Below are 20,396 nucleotides of genomic sequence, written 5' to 3'. Positions count from 1 at the left end.
GCAGCAAAGTAAATCGAAGCAGGGCAAGGGATTACGTGACATTTACGATTTTTTTAATGCTTAAGAACCTGGCTATGTGCATCAGATAAAGAATGAACAAAGTAAAGAGGCGATTTCAGATTTTCATAAGCTGAGAGTAAAAATCAGGCTCCGGCTTAACCCTAAAGAGGGTCATAAGTACGATCAAAAACTTCTCAGCCTTCTTAGTACGTTTAAAGACTTTATCAATTCAGCTAATAATGTACCGAGTAATATTGACGATAAAATTGAAAGTTTCGAAATAACAATGCAGAAATTGATAAAAAAAGAATGGGACAAGTCAAAAAAGGAAGCGGAAAGCGGTAATCTCGGTGCATCAGACAAAACACATAACCAATCAATGCAGCCGACCGCTAACGCGGCGGCTGATTGAGGCGTTATGCATTAAGGAGTAGCGATGAAGTTTGAAACAGGTGACAGTGTAGACTCCGATCACTGTACTGCATTGACACATGAAATGTTCAGGTGTCATGACGAGTTTCAGCGGTTCACGCACTACGCCACGATCATGGTCATGAAGGGGCGTACCCGTGAAGTGTCTTATAGAGCCTACAACGCGTACTCAAGCTTCGTTCACCATCTCTACGAATTTATCCTAGGTTGCAATGCTAGGGATTCTGGAAACACGAAAATTACCAACAAAAAGGGTGAGGACCGTACACTCATAATAGATAGCTACATCATGCATCACGCACAACGTGTCATGGATCAATATCGTGATGCCATCAAAGATAGTAGGGCCCCAGACTGGGTGAATGATGTTAGCTTCTATGACGTAAAAGTGCCTAAGGAATTTGCAAAAGATTTTCGAGAATACCGAAACAAAGTATGTGGGCATGTCGCCTATGAGCGCTCATCTAAGCTTAGCCTCACGCAGTTCTATGATAGGTACCATAAATATCTTTACTACCTGTACCGAGACTCACTTGGTTGGTGGGGGCCAAAAGCTGGTGAATTTCCAGATTTGAAAGAGATCACCGACTTCTGCGTCTGGATAGAGGAAGAACATGCATAACCAGTGCAGGCACGGCGACGCTCTTTCCATTGCGCCTTCGGCGGCATTGCAAGGGCGCGCGTGCTGCAGGCGTTATGCATCTTGATGACTAATAGAGTCTCTTACTGAACTCGGAATTAGAATGGATCTTCCAAAAAAAGAGTTATTAAAATTTTGTTGGCCCTCTGATTACTCCATCTCAAACCTTGAGAATGGAACGATTTTTTGTCAGCACTACTCGGCTTACAATGATCCCTTTGAATTCTGGAGCAATATCTATGAGGGAATTCCTGACGCTGAAAAGGAACCTGAAAGATTTGCTGCCGCATTGGCGGCGTGGGGTATGTCGGGAACATCCCCCGATGATGAGGACCTGATTGCATATTTTGATGAATGTCAGAACTATCAACCACCGTTCAAAGAAATGAGAAACGAGGTGCGTATCGCGTGTTTTGGCTCCCAACGAGAAAATCTTCTCATGTGGTCACATTACGCCGATGGGCTTCGTGGATTTTGCATCGTGTTCGACGAGGATGCTGTAGTAAAGTCAGAGCCAGAAGCGTATCTACTCGATGTAGAATACACTGACGCGCCTCCTACCGTAGATAGCCTTGTGTATGCCATTGCGCACGATCAAGAGGGGTATCACCAAGTAGCTATTGAGGAAACCGAAACGCGTATTAAACATTTAGGGAAGGCGGATGAAAAAGAGTGGATTCCTATTTACGAAAAGGCTGGGGCAGCAGCGGTCGCAAAAATGCGCGAGATTTGGCAGTACGTCTTTGCAGTTAAACCTTCTGAATGGAGCTATGAGCGTGAGCGACGATTACTGGTGCCCACACGATATTGTGATAAAGAGCCGATAATGCGGTCATTTTCCACCGATGCTATAAAGGAAATTATATTGGGCGAGCGAATGAACGACGATTTTCGAGAAAAGTTACTCGCTGTGCTTAATAAAAATTACCCTGGGGTTCCTATCCGAACGGCTCATAGAGCGCACAATCTTTACACAATTAATATTTGCTAATGAAAATGCGCATAACAAGGCCAAGCAGCATAGCCCCTACGGGGCTGGACCTCGCTACGCTCGGCCGTTGTTGGCAGCGTTAGAGGTCTCTCGGAAATAGAGTATTAATATGGATTTTTTTACTACAACAATCGAATTTATAAAAGACATTAATTGGGCAATATCCCTTTTCTCTGCGATACCTTTAGCTATCGCAGCAAACCTACTTACCCCAAAAGTAGCAAATTGGCTTGGTTCACGATCCGACGAAAAAACTAAATCGCGTATTTCTCAACTTGAAAGCGAGCTGAACGAAATACATGATTTAAGTACAAATCCCACAAAATTGAGCTATCTCAATTTTATAGCCCTATTTAGGGTTTTAGCTTTAATGGCAATGGGCAGCGCGGCAGATTTCCTTGGATTTATCGGTCTTCCATTAGGTGCGGTATTTTACTTATCCGCAATTGTACAGGCCTCAAAGCATGTGCAAATATTGAGGCGCTGCCAGGATTTCGTAAAATATGAAAGTGAAACAACAGGTACTATTGAGCAGTTACTGAAAAAAACCGCTAACAACCAAAGCAAGGCGGACGCATAAATGCGCCGGTTCTGTGGGCGTTAGTGATAGGTTAGCGTGAGTAACAAGATCTTGGAGACGATATGAACCGATGGAAAGAAGCGTTTGATAAACACCCAATACATGAAACTATCACTTGGCTTGATAACGCGGCTAGCTCGAATGTTGAAAACCTTTCTGTAGGAGAGGTTGAAGAGCAACGTCGTCTTAAGAAAATAGTCGATCGGTATCGGTCTGCTTTGGAATCGGTTGATCCCGAAATAGTACCAGTAAATCAGTTGGATTCACTAAATTCTCAGCTACGCCATCAAAATGTTGCAAACCAAATTAATGCCTATATTCAAAATAGGAAAACACCACACTTAGTAGCAATAAATGATCATGTATCCAAACAACTTACCCAATTATCGTTAATCCAATCTCTTTCTGATAGCTCTGAAACGAAAGAAAAAACTTCGTATATAGATAGCGTGGTTGATAGCACAATTAATGGATTAGCAGCTAAAAAAGAGACCATTGAGGCTCAGTTGAAGGATGTGCTCTTGTCAATGGACGAGCAAGATAAGAAGCTCGTAGCACTATCAGAAGAAATTAACAAAAAACAAGCCGAGTTAACACAGCTATCATCAGACTGGCAGAAGCAATTCTCTACTGCTCAGGATTCTAGAGCCCAAGAGTTTAGTAAGTGGAGGGATGATTTCTCTTCCGAAAAAAATAAGGAAGTTAAAGAGATTGTTGGTAACTATAATGTTTTTTTAAAAGAAAGTTCCGAACAACTAAATAGTAAGCTAAATGCGATCATTGAAGACTCAAGTTCAAAACACAAATCCATACTAGACCTTTATGAGCTGACTGCAGGAGATAGTGTAGGGGCGGCATATATTCAAAGTGCGGACAATGAAAAAGAGCAAGCAAATCAATGGAGAAGGGTGTCAGTTGGTTTTATCGTAACTACAGTGCTATGGTTGACGTTTTCATTTTTCTATAATTCAGTTGGGGGAAATAAATATATATCCACTCCTGATGCTGCTGTCTCACAAGATGCTAAAGCCGATCAAGAATCAAATAGTGAAGGTTTAAATTATATTCATCCTGAAATAAATATCTCTGATAGCAATACTTTTCCTTGGCGTACTATGCTCGTTGCATTTTCAATATCTGGCGTTCTGCTATGGGGATCAGCTTACTCCGCACAGCAATCCACCAAGCATAGGAACAGCGAAAAGCGTGCCAGATGGTTTGCGTTGGAGGTAAAAGCTTTTGATCCGTTTATAAGCTCTTTGGAGACGCAACAACAGCAGGAGCTCAAGAGACAATTAGCGGAGCGTATGTTTGGCCAGAATTCAACGTCGGAAGAGGACCCTAAGGTACTAGACGAACATGCTTTGCGCACTGTTACCGATGCTTTTGAGAAGGTGCTGTCAAAGTTCTCGAAATGATCACTAACAAGTGGCTATTGTCGGATGTACCTACGCTACGCTCCGGTACGTCGCAAAACCGGACGTTACATTTCTCTGGAACTGAGATGGTCATGGCTAACCGCCTTCGTGTTGGAAGCTGCCAGCTTTCATGCGGTTGCTCGCTGGTCTTGCCAACAGGCAACTCAGTTGCACCAGGGAGGATGAAGGGATCTGCTCCGCCGACCATCACATGACAGGGACGTCATGTGCTGAGCGCCGCAGGGATGCGGGTTAGCGAGTCGGGGGGAGCGGATTCCTTTGTCCGACCTTGCACGGTAGCCAATCAAAACGATCAAACCCGAGATCCTGACGTGCGTCAGTATGACGACAAAAAGCACCGAATATGGTCTGCCAGCTTTCGCTGGCAGTTCTATTTCTACGGGATAAAAACCATCCTGCTCCGCAGGCCCGCCAGCTAAAGCGGCGGCTACAAAAGACGGGGTGTTCTTTTGCTCATCCTTTCCAATTTTTACTGCTGATCAGCTTGTCGGTGACCTGATTTACTGCCTTTTTGGTGCGTTCTACTATGTCGTCGATTTCGTCTCGTGTGACCACCAGGGGTGGGGCGAAGCCCAGAATGTCGCCGTGGGGCATGGCGCGGGCGATCAGGCCTTGCTCCAGACAGGCGGCGGCTATTTGTGGGCCTACCTTAAGCGCCGGGTCAAAGTGCTGGCGTTCGGCCTTGTTGCTGGAAAACTCCAGCGCGTGCAACAAGCCGATGCCGCGGCTTTCGCCTACCAAAGGATGATCGGCAAAGGTCTCGTTCATGCGTTGCTGCAAATAGGCACCGGTATTGCGGGCGTTTTCGGTAAGGTTCTCGCGGGCGATAATATCCAGGTTACACAAGGCGGCGGCCGCGCCCATAGGGTGGCCGGAATAGGTGTAACCGTGACCGATGGCGCCCCATTCATCCGTGCCTTGCTCCAGCATCTTCCATACCTTATCACCGACGATGACCCCGGATAATGGCTGATAGGCCGAGGTTAAGCCCTTGGCGATGGTCATCAAATCGGGTTTCATATCGTAGTGCAAAGAGCCGAAGTCTGAACCCAGGCGGCCGAAGCCACACACCACTTCATCGGCAATCAACAGAATGTCGTACTTGTCGAGCACCTGCTTGATTTCGGCCCAGTAGCCTTCGGGGGGCGGCACTATGCCACCGGTGCCCAGTACCGGCTCGCCGATCATGGCGGCGACCGTGTCGGGCCCTTCGGCCAGGATCATCTTTTCCAGCTCCTCGGCACAGTAGCGGGAGAATTCACGCTCGCTCATGCCGTGCTCGGGCCGCCGGTAATACACGGGCGCCACCGTGTGCTTGATGCGCTCCAGCGGCAGGTCGAAGTGGGCATGAAAGGCATCCAGTCCGGTGAGGGAACCGGCGGCGATGGTAGAGCCGTGGTAGCCGCGGTCGCGGGAGATGATTTTCTTCTTCTCGGGCAGGCCGCGCACGTTGTTGTAGTACCACACCAGTTTCATCTGGGTTTCGTTGGCATCGCTGCCCGACATGCCGTAATACACCTTGCTCATGCCGGTGGGGGCCATTTTGATGATGCGATCCGACAGCTCGATTAAAGCCTCATTACTGTGGCCGACATAGGTGTGATAGTAGGCCAGCTTTTTTGCCTGCTCGTAAATGGCCTCGGCCATTTCGAGGCGACCATAGCCGATGTTCACACAATAGAGACCGGCAAAGGCGTCTATCAGCTCGGTACCGGTAGAGTCGGTAATGCGAATGCCCTTGGCGCCGGTAATGATGCGGCCCTTTATTTCCCCATGCGCATATTGCTTGAGGTGGGTAGAGGCATGAAACACATTGTTACGGTCTAGTTCGAGTAACTTGTTGGTATCCAGGGTCATGATGCTCTCCTTAACGGAAATGATAACGAGCTGTACGCCATACGCCGTTAGTCAAAAAAGGCGGTGTTGGTCTTTAACTTACGGCGTACAGCGCAAAACGTACGACTGGTTTTATTGAGTGAGACCACCCAGGCAGTAGTATTTTAGCTGGCTGTATTCGTCGAAGCCGTGGCGGCTGCCTTCTCGGCCCAGGCCGGATTGCTTCACGCCGCCAAAGGGTATGCCGTGGCCGGTCATCTTCACCGAGTTCACCGACACCATGCCAAACTCCAGCCCGTGCAGTAGCTGCCAGATGCTGCGAATATCGTGGCCGTACACATAGGCCGCCAGCCCGTATGCGGTGTCGTTGGCCTGCTCGATCAGGGTGGGAATATCGTCGTAGGGCAAAACCCCGGCGACCGGGCAGAAGTTCTCTTCGCGAAACACCTTCATCTGCGGTGTAATATCCGCCAGCAAAGTGGGCATAAAGAAGTTGGCGCCGGGTGCCTGTTGCTGGTTGCCGGCAATCAGTCGCGCACCTTGGGCCAGGGCGTCGTCGACCAAGGCTTGTGCCTTGTCGACCGCCTGGCGAAAGATCAGCGGCCCCATGGTCACGCCTTCATCTAAGCCATTGCCGACCTTTATCTGCGCCATTTCGGTGGCGAAGGCCTGCAAAAATGCCTCGTATTGGGGGTAGGGTACAAAAATGCGGTTGGCGGCCAGACAGTCCTGGCCTGCGGTTTGAAACTTGGCGGCCACCGCCGCCCGGGCGGCATCGGTCATGTCCATGTCGGGCAGCACAATAAAAGGCGCATTGCCGCCCAGCTCCATCGAGCACTTTTTGACGGTGCTGGCCGCTTGTTCCAGCAGCACTTTTCCTACCCGGGTAGAGCCGGTAAACGACAGGGCACGTACCTTGTCGGATTGGCACAGCACACTGCCAATCTGGCTACCCTTGCCGGTGACCACGTTATAGACGCCGGCGGGAAAGCCGGCGCGCTCAGCCAGCTCGGCCAGGGCGAGGGCGGAAAAGGGCGTTTCGCTGGCGGGCTTGATCAGCACGGTGCAGCCCACCGCCAGCGCCGCCGCCGCTTTACGGGTGATCATGGCATGAGGAAAGTTCCAGGGGGTGATCAATGCCGCCACGCCAATCGGCTCACGCATCGTCGCCAGCCGGGCGTTGGGAATGTGGCTGGGAATGGTATCGCCATAGGCGCGACGCGCTTCTTCGGCAAACCAGCGCACAAAAGAGGCGCCATAGTCTATTTCGCCTCTGGCATCCGCCAGCGACTTGCCTTGCTCCAGCACCATCAGGGTGGCCAGATCTTCCTTGTTTTTCAGGATCAGATCGTGCCAGCGCATCAAGGTGGCGGCACGCTCGTCGGCCATCAAGCTGCGCCAGGGGCCAAAGGCGGCATCGGCGGCAGCGATAGCCAGCTCGACTTGCTCTGGTTCCAGCTGGGTGCAATGACCAATCACATCATCGGTGGCGGGATTAAAGACGGTGATATCCTGCTGGCCATGGACCCACTGTCCATTGATGTACGCCAGCTCGCGCACCAGACGGGGATCGGTGAGATACGGCATGATGGCGTCGGTGACTTTGCTGTTCACCACTGGCTGAAGTTGAAGACTCATAAGCGCACCTTTTTATCCATTTGTGGCGAGAGTGACAGGGCGAGTGACCCGCAAGCAGCTGCTTGATCGCTGCCATACCTTGAGTCTAGTGAGTCGGGGCCAGGTTACTTTTTGTAAGTGCACGTAAAGGTGACGATTTTTTCTGTTTGTACGCGATTAACTGAAGGTTTTTTCTGTTGGAGGAAAGCAGCGCCGAGCACCAAGCGCCCGACCGCCACGGATGGCGAGAGTGCCAATATTGCAGGAGCCTTTGTTGGCCCTGTCATGTGATGGTCGGCTGAGGCTATCCCAGTCGCCTCTTTTTAGACTCCGAGTCTTCTGTAGGCACCACTGACAGACAACTCCAGTGTCAGTAGGAGGGCAAAGGGTGTCTGCTCAGCCGACCATCCGCGCCAGGGATGGCGCGGCTGAGCCTACAGGGAGGTATTCACGGCGAGTCGGAGGAGTAGTGCCCTTTGCCCGACCTTCACCATAAAAACAACAAAACTTGGTGACTAAGCGGTGGGTGCCCGATGCCTGGCTTAGTGGTAAAGAGGCAATGTGGCTGCGCGCCAACAGCGGGATGTTATTCAAACCCTCCTGCTAACGCAGGACCGGCAGCTAAAGCGCCGGACTACAGGGGGTTGTGTGTTTTGTAGAGCCAATTTATTGGACCAAGAACAGCGGCACGGCTTTAAAACGGTCGATTGAAATCGACCCTACAGAGGGCGGTGGTTTTGGCTTGGCGCCGGGCGCTGGGCGCAGCTATTAAGGTATCTCGGATATCTTGGGCGTGGTGGTTTGCTTGATGGTTTTGGTGACTATGTAGGTAAAGTATTTGTCTATGCCCAGCTCGGAGGCGAGCCAGCTGTCTACCAGGCGTTGATATTGATCGATGCCATCACACAACACGCGAATAATGTAATCCACGCCGCCGCCGGTGGCATAACAGTCCACCACCTGCTCGCATTCGGTCATGGCGTGCTCGAAGCGTTGCATGCTGCTGGCGCTGTGGCTATTCAGGCTGACTTCAACCAGCACCGAGGTTTGCTTGCCCAGCAGCTGGCTGTTAATGCGCGCGCCATAGCCTTCTATGATGCCGGCCTGTTCCAGGCGTTTTACCCGCTCCCAGCAGGGGCTGACCGAGAGGTTGATGGCCTCGGCCAGCCCCGTTTTGGTGATGCGGCCCTGCTGCTGCAAAATCTGTAAAATCTGAATGTCGTATCGGTCCAGACGCATAGATGGAGTTACCTTTTTACACGCCTACTGTTTTACAAACAGCTGGCGGGGATAGTTGCTGAGGGTTTCAACCCCGGTCTTGGTGATGACGATGCTTTCCGTGGTTTCCATGCCCCAGTCATCCAGCCAGAGGCCGGGCATAAAGTGAAAGGTCATGCCGGGCTTCAACAGGGTTTGGTCGGTGTTACGCAGGCTCATGGTGCGCTCGCCCCAGTCTGGCGGGTAGCTCAGGCCGATAGGGTAGCCACAGCGCGCCCCTTCGCGGTTAAAGCCGTATTCTGCCAGGGTGGCGTTGAGGGCATCGGCAATGTCGGCGCAGCGATTGCCGGGTTTGGCGGCGGCCAGGCCGGCTTCCAGTCCGGCGTTCAGCGCCTCGTCGGCGCGTAAAAAGTCATCGGTGGGCTGGCCCAGATAAATGGTGCGCGACAACACGCAATGATAGCGACGATGACAGCCCGCCAGCTCCAGAAAGGTGCCTTCATTGCGGTTAATCGGTCGCTCGTCCCAGGTGAGGTGCGGGGCCGAGGCATCGGCTCCCGACGGCAGCATGGGCACTATGGCCGGATAATCCCCGTAATGGCCTTCATGGCCGGTCATGGCCACGCGATAGACTTCGGCCACCAGCAGGTTTTTAGGCAGGCCCGGCTCTATGATGTCGAACGCGGCCCGGTGCATGTTTTCGACGATGCGCGCGGCCAGGCGCATATAACGCAGCTCGGTTTCCGACTTGATGGCGCGGCACCAGTTCACCAGGCCGGTGGCATCGAGCAGTTCGGCATCGGGCAGGTTATCCCGCAGCGAAAAATAGGCCTTGGGGCTGAAATAATAGTTATCCATCTCGACCCCGATATTGCCGTAGGCCCAGTCGCGGGGCTTGAGCTCCTGGTTGGCCAGGTATTCCATGGCGTGCAGCAGCGGGTTCATCACATAGTAGTCGGGGTACCAGCTGATGTTTTCTTCCTGCAAGTATACGGTACGTTTGGCACCGTAAGAGTCCATTTGTCGGCCAAACCAGAGCGGCTCGCCCGTCGGGCCAACCACCACCACCTGGGGAGTATAAAACGACCAGCCATCGTAGCCGGTCAGCCATGCCATGTTGGAGGGGTCGTGCAGGATCAGCGTTTGAATATTATGCCGTGCCATGGCGGTTCTCACCTTGCTCAGGCGCTGGCGATACTCTTTGGTAGAGAAACTGGGAAGCTGTTGGGGCATATCACGCCTCGCTCTGGCCGATGTTCGGATCCGAACGCCGGCTATCTGACCAGGTCCGGAATGATTCAATGTGAGAGTCGTGGGTGGTGCTTGGGTTCATGCTCAAGCGGAAACCATTCTTTCTGTCAGCATAGCAACGAACTGGATCTGTGCTGCACAGTCGCTGCTTATCTCGAAATATTTTTCAAAAAAGGCCGTCGATTAGAACGCGGGCTTCAGCCTCGAAATGTAAATGGATGGTGTCTTCTCTGCTTAAATAAAGACTCAATTGACATGATTGCATGCAAAAACCCATTTTTTTGTTCGCTAAGTATCCGTTTGAGGTGGTAATGGGGTTGCGTAACTGTTTTTTAAATGTAAAATCCCGCCCCTAGCAAAACAGCCAGTTTACTTTGCTACCTAAGTAGTTAATGGCAGTTTAATTGTTTGCCCTTATTGAGGAATAGACCATGCAAGGTTCGCTCTCTACCCGTATCTTCGTCGGCTTGTTTGTCGGCCTGGTGATCGGCAGCATGATTCAGTATCTGTTTACTGATGTTGCCTTCTTAAACGACAACATAGTGGGACTGGCTGAAGGGTTGGGAGGCATGTTTGTGTCGCTCATCAAGCTGATGGTAGTCCCCCTGGTGTATATCTCCATTGTGACCGGTATTTGTGAGCTGCGAGACATCGCCAGCTTCGGTCGCCTGGGCAGCAAGACCTTCGGTCTGTATATCATTAACACCATTCTGTCGATTGCCGCCGCCATTCTGGTTGGGGTGATGTTTCAGCCGGGTATGGGTGCGACCCTGCCGCACGGTGCCTCGACGACCGTTGAGCTGGCCACCACGGAAACGCCCGATATTGGCGCCATGCTGATCGGCATAGTTCCCAGCAACCCGGTGCAGGCGTTTGCCTCCGGCGACATGCTGCAGATTATCTTTATGGCCATTATTACCGGCCTGGCCATTCAGGCCATGGGCAGCGCCGCCGCCCCGGCCATGCGTACCTTCCGGGTGGCCAACCAGGTGATGATGAAGCTGGTGGGCCTGGTGATGACCCTGGCCCCTTACGGTGTGTTCGCGCTGATGATCAGTCTGGGCGCCACGCTGGAAGCCAACACCCTGATGTCGGTTGCCGGCTACGTCGGCATGGTGGTACTGGTGCTGACCTTCTGGATTCTGGTGGTTTACCCGCTGGCGGTCTGGCTGACCACGGGCATCAGACCCAAGGCGTTTCGTCAGGCTACCCGCGAGCAGCTGCTGTTTTCCCTGTCTACCGCCAGCTCCAACGCCACCATTCCGGTCACCATGCGTACCCTGACCGAGAAGCTGGGTGTGTCTCGTGCCATTGCCGGTTTTGGTGTACCACTGGGTGCCACCATTAACATGTCTGGTTCGGCCATCTATATCACCCTGGCCGCCATGTTTGCCGCCAACATTTCCGGCACGCCGATCCCGATGGGTGACCTGCTGACCGTGGGTGTGACCGTGCTGCTGATGTCTGTGGGCGTGGGTGGTGTACCCGGTGGTGCCGTGGTGATGGCCGGTGTCTTGCTGCACCAGATGGGCCTGCCGATTGAAGCCATGGCGATTATCATGGCGGTAGACCGCATCAACGATATGTTCTGTACCGCGTCCAACGTGGTGGGTGACACGGCCGTGAATACCATAGTGGCCAAAATGGAAGGTAACCCGCAACCGGTAGAAGAGGCTGGCTCTATGGCCGAGCCGGTAGTGGACAAGCAAAGCTCGTAAGACAAGCACAGCTTCCAAGATAAAAAACCGCCGCAAGGCGGTTTTTTTTATGGGTGCTGCGCTTGCTGGGGGTGAGGAACAGGAAACACCTTGTCGTAAACCAGGTTGTAAACAAAGGCATAGCAGAGGTAGAAGACCGACATCGCCATGCCCATGGTAAAGGCCTGCCACAGGCTGATGCTTAAATACCAGGCGATCATCGGCAAAAACAGGACCAGCAAGCCGCCTTCAAACAGGAACGCATGGAACACCCGGATCAGGGTCGTTTTATGCACAGTGTTGCGCAGTCTCAACAGGGCATGGTCGAACAACAGGTTATAAACATAGTTCCATACCGTTGCGATAACGGAGCCGACTACCGCCATGATACCCATCTCAAACATGTTATAGCCGAACAGGAGCGTGGCGACGGGGGCAAAAATCAGCAGGCCGATAATTTCAAAGCCCAGGGTGTGGCGAATACGATCACCGGTAGTACGCATTGTGACGTCTCTCTCTTTGCTCTGCACGACAGGGGCGCACAGCGTTTTTTAGTGAGCAGAAAACACCTGGGTGCAGCCTGAGCGAGGCTGCACCCATATGTGGTAGCAGGTGGGTTAGTCTATCAGCGGATAGGGCAGGGGCTGCAGAGTCAGGCGACTGTCATCCTGGCCCTTGATTCTGAAGACGGTGTCGGTGTCGATATCCTTGTTGAGCACCGAGGTTAACAGGCAGTCGCCGTCTTGCTGCCATGCGCTGAGCACGGTACCGGCCCGGCGCCAGTTCTCCCCCAGTTGCATTTCAATATCCTGGTTGATGGCAATGGGCTGGTCACAGTTGCCTGCCAGCACGAACATGGCCTTTTTATTGGCGCCACGGTATTTGGCCCGGGCAACGGTTTCCTGGCCCATGTAACAGCCTTTGGTAAAGCTGATGCCGTCCAGCGCCTGCAGGTTAAGCATTTGCGGAATGTAGTCGCCCTGGTGCTCGGCACTCATGTCCGGCAGGCCGGCATGAATCATCAAGCCTTGCCATTCCCGCTCATCCCCCAGCGGCAGCTCGGGTTGAGGGGCCGCCTTGGGCAGCAGTAACAATGCATGCTCGGCGGCAACAGGGATGACGACACCGCCTTGCCACAGGTTGTCGCCATCCAGTTGCTGGCCGAGCCAGTGAGACAGGCCTTCGCCGGCCAGGCCAAAGACCTGCCAGTCGGCGCTCGCGTCTTCGACTTCTGTTTTGGCAAACACGGCGAATTTTTTCAGTTCGGGCAGCTGGCGCTCAACCAGCGACTGGTTAAGCACCAGCACCAGTTGCTCACCCAGGTTGGCCAGCCAGAAACTGGCCCACAGGCGGCCCTTGCTGTCACAGTGGCCCCCCAGGCTGGCATCGCCCGGCTTGAGCTGGTCGAGATCACAAGTCACCTGGCTTTGCAGATACTTGGCACTGTCGGCACCGGTCAAGCGGATAACGGCTCTATCGGTGAGCGGATAAAGTACGGGAGAAGAAGAAAGAGTCAACACGGGTACTCCCCTTGATTACGGTCAATGAATGAAGTGTGACCTTCATGGTAAAGATGGCCAACACATTTGTCAGCACTCATCGGAGCTTATACTATGAGCTTTGTTTTATTTATTGGATACGTACATGCTCAACTCCTCTGATAAACCGCGTCTTGTTTGGGCTTGCCGTCGTGGCATGCTTGAACTGGACGTTATTTTAGGCCCTTTTGTCGAACACGAGTACGACGGATTGAACGACGAGCATAAAGCGGTGTTCCGGCGCCTGCTGGAATGCGACGATCCGGATCTGTTTGCCTGGTTCATGGGGCATCAGCGCTCTAACGACGCCGGGTTTCAGGCCATGGTGGAATACATTCTTGAGCGTAACCAGATTCGCAATCAACGCTAAGCCTTCCCGGTTCCATGCCTGTTATTTACTGGCGGCGGCAAGTCTGTGGTGGCTGCCTGCCAGTTTATTGTTAAGCGCCGACCGGCTGCTCTGGTTTACCCCCGTCTGGCTGCTGGTGTCCCTGTATTTGTGGCACAACAGCCGTCGTTACCGATTGCGGGGGGAATATAACCAGGGCGTGCTGAGCCTGAACGGGCGCAGCGGAGTGTTATCAACAAAAAGCCGGGCGGGTCCCGGCTTTTTGTTATTGATACTGGACGGCGATATCTGGCCACCGTTCTGGCTGTTTCAGGATGCGGTGCCCGATGACGTCTTTCGCCGATTATCCCAGCGAGTATTGCTGGCCGAAGGGACGAAAGACCACAATAAGTGAAGAGTGAAGGGTAAAGGGTGAGGCGTAAAACACCGAACCTGCTGGCACGGCCTTAACGCGGTCACCGGTTTTGGCCTGACTCCTCACCCCTCACCCCTCACGGTATGTTCACGGTTTCAATATCGTGGGTTTCGGGTTGTCTAGCTGTTCGGGATAATCCAGGGTGTAATGCAGGCCGCGAGACTCTTTGCGTTCCATGGCCGAGCGTACGATCAGGTCTGCCACCTGCACCAGGTTGCGCAATTCAAGCAGGTTGTTGCTGACGCGAAAGTTGGCGTAATACTCCTGAATTTCCTGCTGCAGCAAGTCGATACGGCGCTTGGCCCGCTCCAGTCGCTTGTTTGAACGCACTATGCCCACGTAATCCCACATGAATAACCGCAGCTCGTGCCAGTTGTGATGGATCACCACTTCTTCGTCCGAATTGGCGACCTTGCTTTCATCCCATAGCGGCAAGATTGGGGGCTCTGGGGTCTTGGCCAGCTTGTCCAGCATATCCTGCCCTGCAGCCCGGGCAAATACGATACACTCCAGCAAGGAGTTGGAGGCCATGCGGTTGGCGCCATGCAGGCCGGTGTACGATACCTCACCGATGGCATACAGACCTTCGATATCGGTCTGGCCCTGGTCATCGACCATGACGCCGCCACAGGTATAATGAGCGGCAGGCACCACCGGCATGGGCTGGCGCGTAATATCGATACCCACCTTGAGGCAGCGTTCATAAATGGTGGGAAAGTGCTTCAGTATGAAATCGGCATCCTTGTGGCTGATGTCCAGATACATGCACTCGGCCCCCAAGCGCTTCATCTCGTGGTCGATGGCACGGGCGACTATGTCGCGGGGGGCAAGCTCGCCGCGCTCGTCATAATCGGGCATGAAACGGCTGCCGTCGGGGCGCTTGAGCAGGGCACCTTCACCGCGCAGGGCTTCCGATAGCAGGAAGTTGTTATCATCGGGGTGAAACAGGCTGGTGGGATGAAACTGGTTGAATTCCATGTTGGCGACCCGGCAACCTGCCCGCCAGGCCATGGCGATACCATCGCCCGAGCTGACGTCCGGGTTGGAGGTGTACTGATACACCTTGGACGCGCCGCCGGTGGCCAGGGCAATAAAGCGCGCACGAACGGTTTCTACCCGCTCTTTGTTGCGGTTCCAGACGTAGGCACCCAGTACTCGGTTGCCGGGTAATCCCAGCTTGGCACTGGTGATTAAATCCAGCGCATTCACCCGCTCCAGAATATGAATGTTAGGATGTTGCTGTACGCGCTCGTTCAAGGTCAGTTGCACGGCGCGGCCCGTGGCATCGGCGGCGTGAAAAATACGTCTGTGACTGTGGCCCCCTTCCCGGGTGAGGTGGTAGGCAGGGGTGTTCTGGGTCGACTCTTCGGTATCGAAGGGTACGCCCTGGCCGATCAGCCATTGAATGGCGTCGGGCGCCTGGCGGGCGGTATACTCGACCACGGCTTCGTCGCACAAGCCGGCGCCGGCTATCAGGGTATCGGCAACATGGGACTCGATACTGTCGGTTTCATCGAAAACAGCGGCAATACCACCTTGAGCATAGAAGGTCGAGCCTTCTGCAAGAGGGCCTTTGCTAAGCACGTGAACGTTGGCGTGATCGGCCAGTTTCAATGCCAGTGACAGCCCGGCGGCACCACTGCCAATGATGAGTACGTCGCAGAGGTATTCAACGGGATCCTTCATAAAGTATCATTGGCTCAATATGGATAGTTTTTCTATGTTATCCCAAGCTGGCAGGCGACGCAGCTGGAATCATCTTTCTCGAATAAGTTTAGAACTTTTACTCGCACCCACAGTCTATATAGGGTGCGCTTATTACGGGCCGGTGTATTGATACATCGGATTATTCGGAGGTTACGCGGCTCGCATGAGCGATAATTTAACAGACCAGCAGCTGGTTGAACGAGTACAGCGTGGCGATAAAAACGCGTACAACCTGCTGGTAAAAAAATATCAACATAAAGTGGCGAACCTAGTGTCCCGATACGTGTCCAACCCAGGAGACGTACCCGATGTGACACAAGAAGCTTTCATCAAGGCCTATCGTGCCTTGCCCGGATTTCGGGGTGAAAGTGCCTTTTATACCTGGTTATATCGGATCGCGGTCAACACCGCGAAAAACTATCTGGTGGCGTTACGCAGGAGGCCGCCAGGCCGAGATGTAGAAATTGAAGATGCGGAATATTATGACGGTGGCGCCGGGTTAAGGGATCAGGCGACACCAGAACGACTTATGTTATCGGAAGAGATCAAGCGTGCAGTGTTCGAGACCATAGAGACACTGCCGGAAGATCTTAAAACGGCGATAACCTTGCGAGAGCTGGAAGGGATGAGCTACGAGGATATTGCAAACGTGATGGATTGTCCGGTAGGGACTGTCCGTTCTCGAATTTTTCGGGCACGCGAAGCAATCGACAAGCGAGTCCAGCCGTTACTTCAGGGTTGAACGGGGAATACTGTTATGGCACACGTTATGACGAATAGAGAGCAGATTTCGGCACTGGTAGACGGAGAAATCCAGGACAGGGTCCTGCTTGAGCAATTAAGCAACGACCAGGAACTGGCCGATGCCTTTGGCCGCTATCATCTTTACGGTGATGCGTTGCGCAATGAGTTACCCAGCCAGGTGCAGCTGGATTTGAGCGATCGTATTGCGGTGGCTCTGGCCGACGAACCGGCCATGGTGGCCGCACCGGCCTCGACACAGCCCCTTGATGAGGGCAGCAAGACGGCCAAAGGCGATAATGTCGTGCGGCCGCGCTTTGGTCGGATATCGCCCATGCTGCGTTATATAGGGCAGTTTGCGGTGGCGGCATCCGTGTCGGCGGCGGTGATTGTCGGGGTGCAGCAATATGGCCAGAACGACTTGCAGTCGCCGGTGCTGAATACCATTCCCTTGAATGGCAGCGCGGCACCCGTTAGCCTGAACTATCAGGTCGAACCCCGCCAGTCTGCCGGTGAGTCGGCTGTGTTAGAGCAGCAACGTCGTATTCATGAGTTGTTGATGGATCATGAGTTGCAGCAACGACTGCGCCAAAACGAAAGGTAATTGGTCTTGAGAATACAGGGGCTGCGTGCCGTTATCCTGATTATGGCCTGGGTGTTGCCCGGTGTCGTTATAGCTGAGGAAGACTCGGCAGCAGCCGTGTTGCAACGCATGCAACAGGCATATCAGCAACTTAACTTTGAATTGACGTTAATCGAGTTTAGCCAGGGGCAACTCGAACCCAAGCGCCTGACCCGTGGTCACCTGAATGGGCAGGTACTGACCCACCTCACCCATTTGAATGGCCGGCCCCGTGAGTTTGTGCAGCGTGACGATGAAACCAGCTTTTTTGATGCAAGCCACAGTGGCTATACCCTGAAAAATGCCAGCTTGCCCGGGCTCTTCTATCGCCTGCAGCAGGTGCCGCTGTCTCCCATGCTGGAACAGTACGATGCCGTGCTCGCCGGGCGCAGTCGTGTGCTGGGGCGGGTAGCCCAAGTGGTGCGACTGGTACCCAGGGCGAGCGGTTGTTATGGTTATGTGTTGTGGCTGGATCAGGAGAGCGGCTTGCTCGTCAAGCTGGACACCCTGAATAACGACGCCAGCGTGATGGAGCAGAGCATGGGGGTCGCGCTTAAAATCAGCGAACAACCCAGCCCCCTGATGAAGGAACTGAAAACCGTCTCTTTGCCGCCGGCCATGTCGGTGTCCGATGTGTATCCGGTTCCCCAGCAGCCTTTATCCTGGCAGATAGGCTGGTTGCCCGAAGGTTTCCAGTTGCGCTCCCAGGATACCCACAAGCTACCCATTACCGAACAGCCTGTTGATTACCAGATGTTGTCCAATGGTCTGGTCGATGTATCCGTTTACATGGCCAGGGCGGGCAACAACCCGGAGATGCATCAGCAGCTGATCCGACAGGGCGCCACCCATATGTTCAGTTTGGTGAATCCGAATCAGGTTGAAATTACCGTGGTGGGCGCCGTTCCTGCCGATACGGCTCGCCGGATAGCGGAATCGATAGTCCATAACGGTGCGTCTACATCTGCGCCGTAACAGAACAAGAGTCAGCTCATGATTGAAGAGATAGCCACAGTATCGGCGGTCTATGCCGGCGGGGTGGAAGTGGTCTGTTTTAGCAAGTCGGCCTGCGGCCAGTGCAAGCAAAACAGCCAGTGTGGTACCGGCCTGGTGTCCAAGGCGCTGCCGGGCCGCGATCATAGATTCAGAATAGCAACCGACCTGCCGCTGGCGGTGGATCAGCAGGTGCGTATCGGTATTCCCGAGCTCGGCCTGATCAACAGTGCCCTGCTGGTGTACCTGTTACCCTTGCTGTTCGTCCTGGGCGGGGCCTTGCTGGCCAGTACCGGGTTGGGCATGGGCGATGGCGGCACCCTGGCCGGCGCCACCCTGGGAGGTACGTTGGGCTTTTTGCTGGCGTCACGCTGGGCTAAAGGCAATAATCGGTTACAAACAGAGCCCGTTATTATTGCCCCGGTACTACCGGTCACCAATATCGACTAAGGATTGGCCACGGTAGGGCTAATCCAGTAGAATCCTGCCTTTGACTCTTCGCTTTTCAGACTACGGACTCCTTATTGCATCATGAAGCATATTCGTAACTTTTCCGTCATCGCTCACATAGACCATGGCAAGTCCACCCTGTCCGATCGCCTGATCCAGGTGTGTGGTGGTCTATCGGACCGAGAAATGCAACAGCAAGTGCTCGATTCTATGGATCTGGAGCGCGAGCGAGGCATTACCATTAAAGCCCAGAGTGTGACCCTGAACTACCAGGCCAGCGACGGCCAGCAGTACCAGCTCAACTTTATCGATACGCCGGGGCACGTGGATTTTTCTTATGAGGTCTCTCGTTCTCTGGCAGCCTGTGAAGGTGCCTTGCTGGTCGTGGATGCCGGTCAGGGCGTTGAGGCACAGACTCTGGCCAACTGTTACACCGCGCTGGACATGGAACTGGAAGTGGTGCCGGTACTGAACAAAATCGACTTGCCCCAGGCCGAACCCGAGCGGGTGGCCGAAGAAATTGAAGATATTGTCGGTATTGACGCCATGGACGCGGTGCGCTGCTCGGCGAAAACCGGCCTGGGCGTAGACGCCGTGCTGGAAACCATAGTGCGCCAGATCCCGCCTCCGGTCGGCAACCCCGAAGGGCCCTTGCAGGCGCTGATCATCGACTCCTGGTTTGACCCTTACCTGGGCGTGGTCTCGCTGGTGCGGGTCAAGCACGGCAGCCTGAAGAAGAATGACAAGATCAAGGTGATGAGCACCGGCCAGATCTGGGGCGTGGATCGCATTGGTATTTTCACCCCCAAGCAGACCGATACCGATGGCCTGAATTGCGGTGAAGTAGGCTGGGTGGTCTGTGGTATCAAGGAAATCCACGGTGCCCCGGTTGGCGATACCCTGACCCACGCCAAGCACGGTGCCGAAAACCCACTGCCAGGCTTCAAGAAAGTAAAGCCTCAGGTATATGCGGGCCTGTTCCCCATTTCGGCCGATGACTATGAAGCCTTCCGTGATGCGCTCGACAAGTTATCGCTGAACGATGCTTCCCTGTTCTACGAGCCGGAAACATCCAACGCCCTGGGCTTTGGTTTCCGCTGTGGTTTCCTGGGCATGCTGCACATGGAAATCATTCAGGAACGCCTGGAGCGGGAATACGATCTGGACCTGATCACCACGGCACCGACCGTAGTGTATGAAATTGCCCAGACCAACGGCGAAACCATTTACATCGACAGCCCATCCGGCATGCCGGCGCTGAACAGCATTGAAGAGCTGCGTGAGCCGATTGCCGAATGTAATATTCTGGTACCGCAAGAATACCTGGGTAACGTCATTACCTTGTGTATCGAAAAGCGCGGTGTGCAAAAGAATATGGTGTATCACGGCAACCAGGTAGCACTGAGCTACGACATTCCAATGGCGGAAGTGGTGCTCGATTTCTTCGACCGCCTCAAGTCGTGCAGCCGGGGTTATGCCTCGCTGGATTACGGTTTCAGCCGCTTTGAAACCGCCGACATGGTGCGACTGGATGTCATGATCAACGGTGATCGCGTCGATGCCCTGGCCATTATTACCCATAAAGAAAATGCGGTGTATCGTGGCCGTCAGCTGGTAGACAAGATGCGCGAGCTGATTCCGCGTCAGATGTTCGACATTGCCATTCAGGCGTCGATTGGCAGCCAGATTATCTCGCGCAGCACGGTGAAGGCCTTGCGTAAAGACGTAACCGCCAAGTGTTACGGCGGCGACGTCAGCCGGAAGAAAAAGCTGCTGGCCAAGCAGAAAGAAGGTAAAAAGCGCATGAAGTCACTGGGTCGGGTAGACATACCCCAGGATGCCTTCCTCGCCATTCTTCACGTGGGTAAGGATAAGTAATT

At 53.6% G+C, this 20,396-nt stretch carries 20 protein-coding genes; 13 read left to right on the top strand and 7 right to left on the bottom strand.

Translation table 11 applies throughout. The annotated features are described in order from the left end of the window. Window positions 1–76: 76 nt before the first annotated feature. The 5 genes from ACN0VL_RS07395 to ACN0VL_RS07375 all read left to right on the top strand — a co-directional run bounded on the left by ACN0VL_RS07395 (window position 77) and on the right by ACN0VL_RS07375 (window position 4,061). Entirely contained in the window at window positions 77–412 is a 336-nt protein-coding gene (locus ACN0VL_RS07395; protein WP_417615996.1) for a hypothetical protein, read from the top strand. Window positions 413–436: 24 nt separating this feature from the next. After that, on the top strand, window positions 437–1,054 hold the full coding sequence (locus tag ACN0VL_RS07390; protein ID WP_417615994.1) for a hypothetical protein: 618 nt from the start codon (window positions 437–439) through the stop codon (window positions 1,052–1,054). A 121-nt stretch (window positions 1,055–1,175) separates the two neighbouring features. After that, window positions 1,176–2,063: a DUF2971 domain-containing protein gene (locus ACN0VL_RS07385; RefSeq protein WP_417615992.1), complete on the top strand. Its 888-nt coding sequence runs from the start codon at window positions 1,176–1,178 to the stop codon at window positions 2,061–2,063. Between the two features lie 109 nt (window positions 2,064–2,172). Beyond that, complete coding sequence (locus ACN0VL_RS07380) at window positions 2,173–2,643, top strand: hypothetical protein (protein WP_417615990.1); 471 nt, start codon at window positions 2,173–2,175, stop codon at window positions 2,641–2,643. Window positions 2,644–2,705: 62 nt separating this feature from the next. Next, window positions 2,706–4,061, top strand: a complete 1,356-nt coding sequence (locus ACN0VL_RS07375) for a hypothetical protein (protein ID WP_417615988.1) — start codon at window positions 2,706–2,708, stop codon at window positions 4,059–4,061. Window positions 4,062–4,535: 474 nt separating this feature from the next. Here the strand turns inward: ACN0VL_RS07375 and ACN0VL_RS07370 are convergent, their stop codons facing one another. The 4 genes from ACN0VL_RS07370 to ACN0VL_RS07355 form a co-directional block, all read right to left on the bottom strand. Next, entirely contained in the window at window positions 4,536–5,939 is a 1,404-nt protein-coding gene (locus ACN0VL_RS07370; protein WP_417615986.1) for an aspartate aminotransferase family protein, read from the bottom strand. Between the two features lie 111 nt (window positions 5,940–6,050). Beyond that, a complete protein-coding gene (locus tag ACN0VL_RS07365; RefSeq protein WP_417615985.1) occupies window positions 6,051–7,556 on the bottom strand; it encodes an NAD-dependent succinate-semialdehyde dehydrogenase in 1,506 nt (501 codons plus the stop codon). 747 nt (window positions 7,557–8,303) lie between these two features. Continuing rightward, complete coding sequence (locus ACN0VL_RS07360) at window positions 8,304–8,774, bottom strand: Lrp/AsnC family transcriptional regulator (RefSeq protein WP_417615983.1); 471 nt, start codon at window positions 8,772–8,774, stop codon at window positions 8,304–8,306. Between the two features lie 24 nt (window positions 8,775–8,798). Further along, a complete protein-coding gene (locus ACN0VL_RS07355; protein WP_417615981.1) occupies window positions 8,799–9,986 on the bottom strand; it encodes a M24 family metallopeptidase in 1,188 nt (395 codons plus the stop codon). A 449-nt stretch (window positions 9,987–10,435) separates the two neighbouring features. Between ACN0VL_RS07355 and ACN0VL_RS07350 the strand changes: the two genes are divergently transcribed. Then, window positions 10,436–11,722, top strand: coding sequence for a dicarboxylate/amino acid:cation symporter (locus tag ACN0VL_RS07350; protein WP_417615979.1), 1,287 nt, complete (start codon window positions 10,436–10,438; stop codon window positions 11,720–11,722). Window positions 11,723–11,769: 47 nt separating this feature from the next. Here ACN0VL_RS07350 and ACN0VL_RS07345 read toward each other — a convergent pair whose 3' ends face one another. Both ACN0VL_RS07345 and ACN0VL_RS07340 read right to left on the bottom strand, forming a co-directional pair. After that, a complete protein-coding gene (locus tag ACN0VL_RS07345) occupies window positions 11,770–12,204 on the bottom strand; it encodes a PACE efflux transporter (protein ID WP_417615977.1) in 435 nt (144 codons plus the stop codon). Window positions 12,205–12,318: 114 nt separating this feature from the next. Then, entirely contained in the window at window positions 12,319–13,221 is a 903-nt protein-coding gene (locus ACN0VL_RS07340) for a YgfZ/GcvT domain-containing protein (RefSeq protein ID WP_417615975.1), read from the bottom strand. A 124-nt stretch (window positions 13,222–13,345) separates the two neighbouring features. Between ACN0VL_RS07340 and ACN0VL_RS07335 the strand changes: the two genes are divergently transcribed. Beyond that, window positions 13,346–13,609, top strand: coding sequence for a succinate dehydrogenase assembly factor 2 (locus ACN0VL_RS07335; RefSeq protein WP_417615973.1), 264 nt, complete (start codon window positions 13,346–13,348; stop codon window positions 13,607–13,609). Next, complete coding sequence (locus ACN0VL_RS07330; protein WP_417615971.1) at window positions 13,578–13,982, top strand: hypothetical protein; 405 nt, start codon at window positions 13,578–13,580, stop codon at window positions 13,980–13,982. The genes ACN0VL_RS07335 and ACN0VL_RS07330 overlap by 32 nt, the downstream gene beginning before the upstream one ends. A gap of 108 nt (window positions 13,983–14,090) precedes the next feature. Here the strand turns inward: ACN0VL_RS07330 and nadB are convergent, their stop codons facing one another. Continuing rightward, window positions 14,091–15,689 carry an L-aspartate oxidase gene (gene nadB, locus ACN0VL_RS07325; protein WP_417615969.1) on the bottom strand — a complete coding sequence of 533 codons (1,599 nt, stop codon included), beginning with the start codon at window positions 15,687–15,689 and terminating at the stop codon, window positions 14,091–14,093. A 184-nt stretch (window positions 15,690–15,873) separates the two neighbouring features. On the opposite strand from nadB, the gene rpoE reads away from it, so the two are divergent. The 5 genes from rpoE to lepA all read left to right on the top strand — a co-directional run bounded on the left by rpoE (window position 15,874) and on the right by lepA (window position 20,394). After that, complete coding sequence (gene rpoE, locus ACN0VL_RS07320; RefSeq protein ID WP_417615967.1) at window positions 15,874–16,452, top strand: RNA polymerase sigma factor RpoE; 579 nt, start codon at window positions 15,874–15,876, stop codon at window positions 16,450–16,452. A 27-nt stretch (window positions 16,453–16,479) separates the two neighbouring features. Continuing rightward, window positions 16,480–17,055: a sigma-E factor negative regulatory protein gene (locus tag ACN0VL_RS07315; RefSeq protein ID WP_417616002.1), complete on the top strand. Its 576-nt coding sequence runs from the start codon at window positions 16,480–16,482 to the stop codon at window positions 17,053–17,055. Then, on the top strand, window positions 17,056–18,048 hold the full coding sequence (locus ACN0VL_RS07310) for a MucB/RseB C-terminal domain-containing protein (protein ID WP_417615965.1): 993 nt from the start codon (window positions 17,056–17,058) through the stop codon (window positions 18,046–18,048). It begins immediately after the preceding gene. Window positions 18,049–18,066: 18 nt separating this feature from the next. Beyond that, entirely contained in the window at window positions 18,067–18,516 is a 450-nt protein-coding gene (locus tag ACN0VL_RS07305) for a SoxR reducing system RseC family protein (RefSeq protein ID WP_417615963.1), read from the top strand. Between the two features lie 81 nt (window positions 18,517–18,597). Continuing rightward, window positions 18,598–20,394: a translation elongation factor 4 gene (gene lepA / locus ACN0VL_RS07300; protein ID WP_417615961.1), complete on the top strand. Its 1,797-nt coding sequence runs from the start codon at window positions 18,598–18,600 to the stop codon at window positions 20,392–20,394. Window positions 20,395–20,396 lie beyond the last annotated feature (2 nt).

The sequence above is a fragment of the Oceanisphaera sp. genome (genome assembly GCF_048268965.1).
In the GTDB taxonomy this organism is placed as follows: Bacteria; Pseudomonadota; Gammaproteobacteria; order Enterobacterales; family Aeromonadaceae; genus Oceanimonas.
Note: the sequence above shows the minus strand (reverse complement) of the source record. Positions and strands in the feature narration are given on the sequence as shown.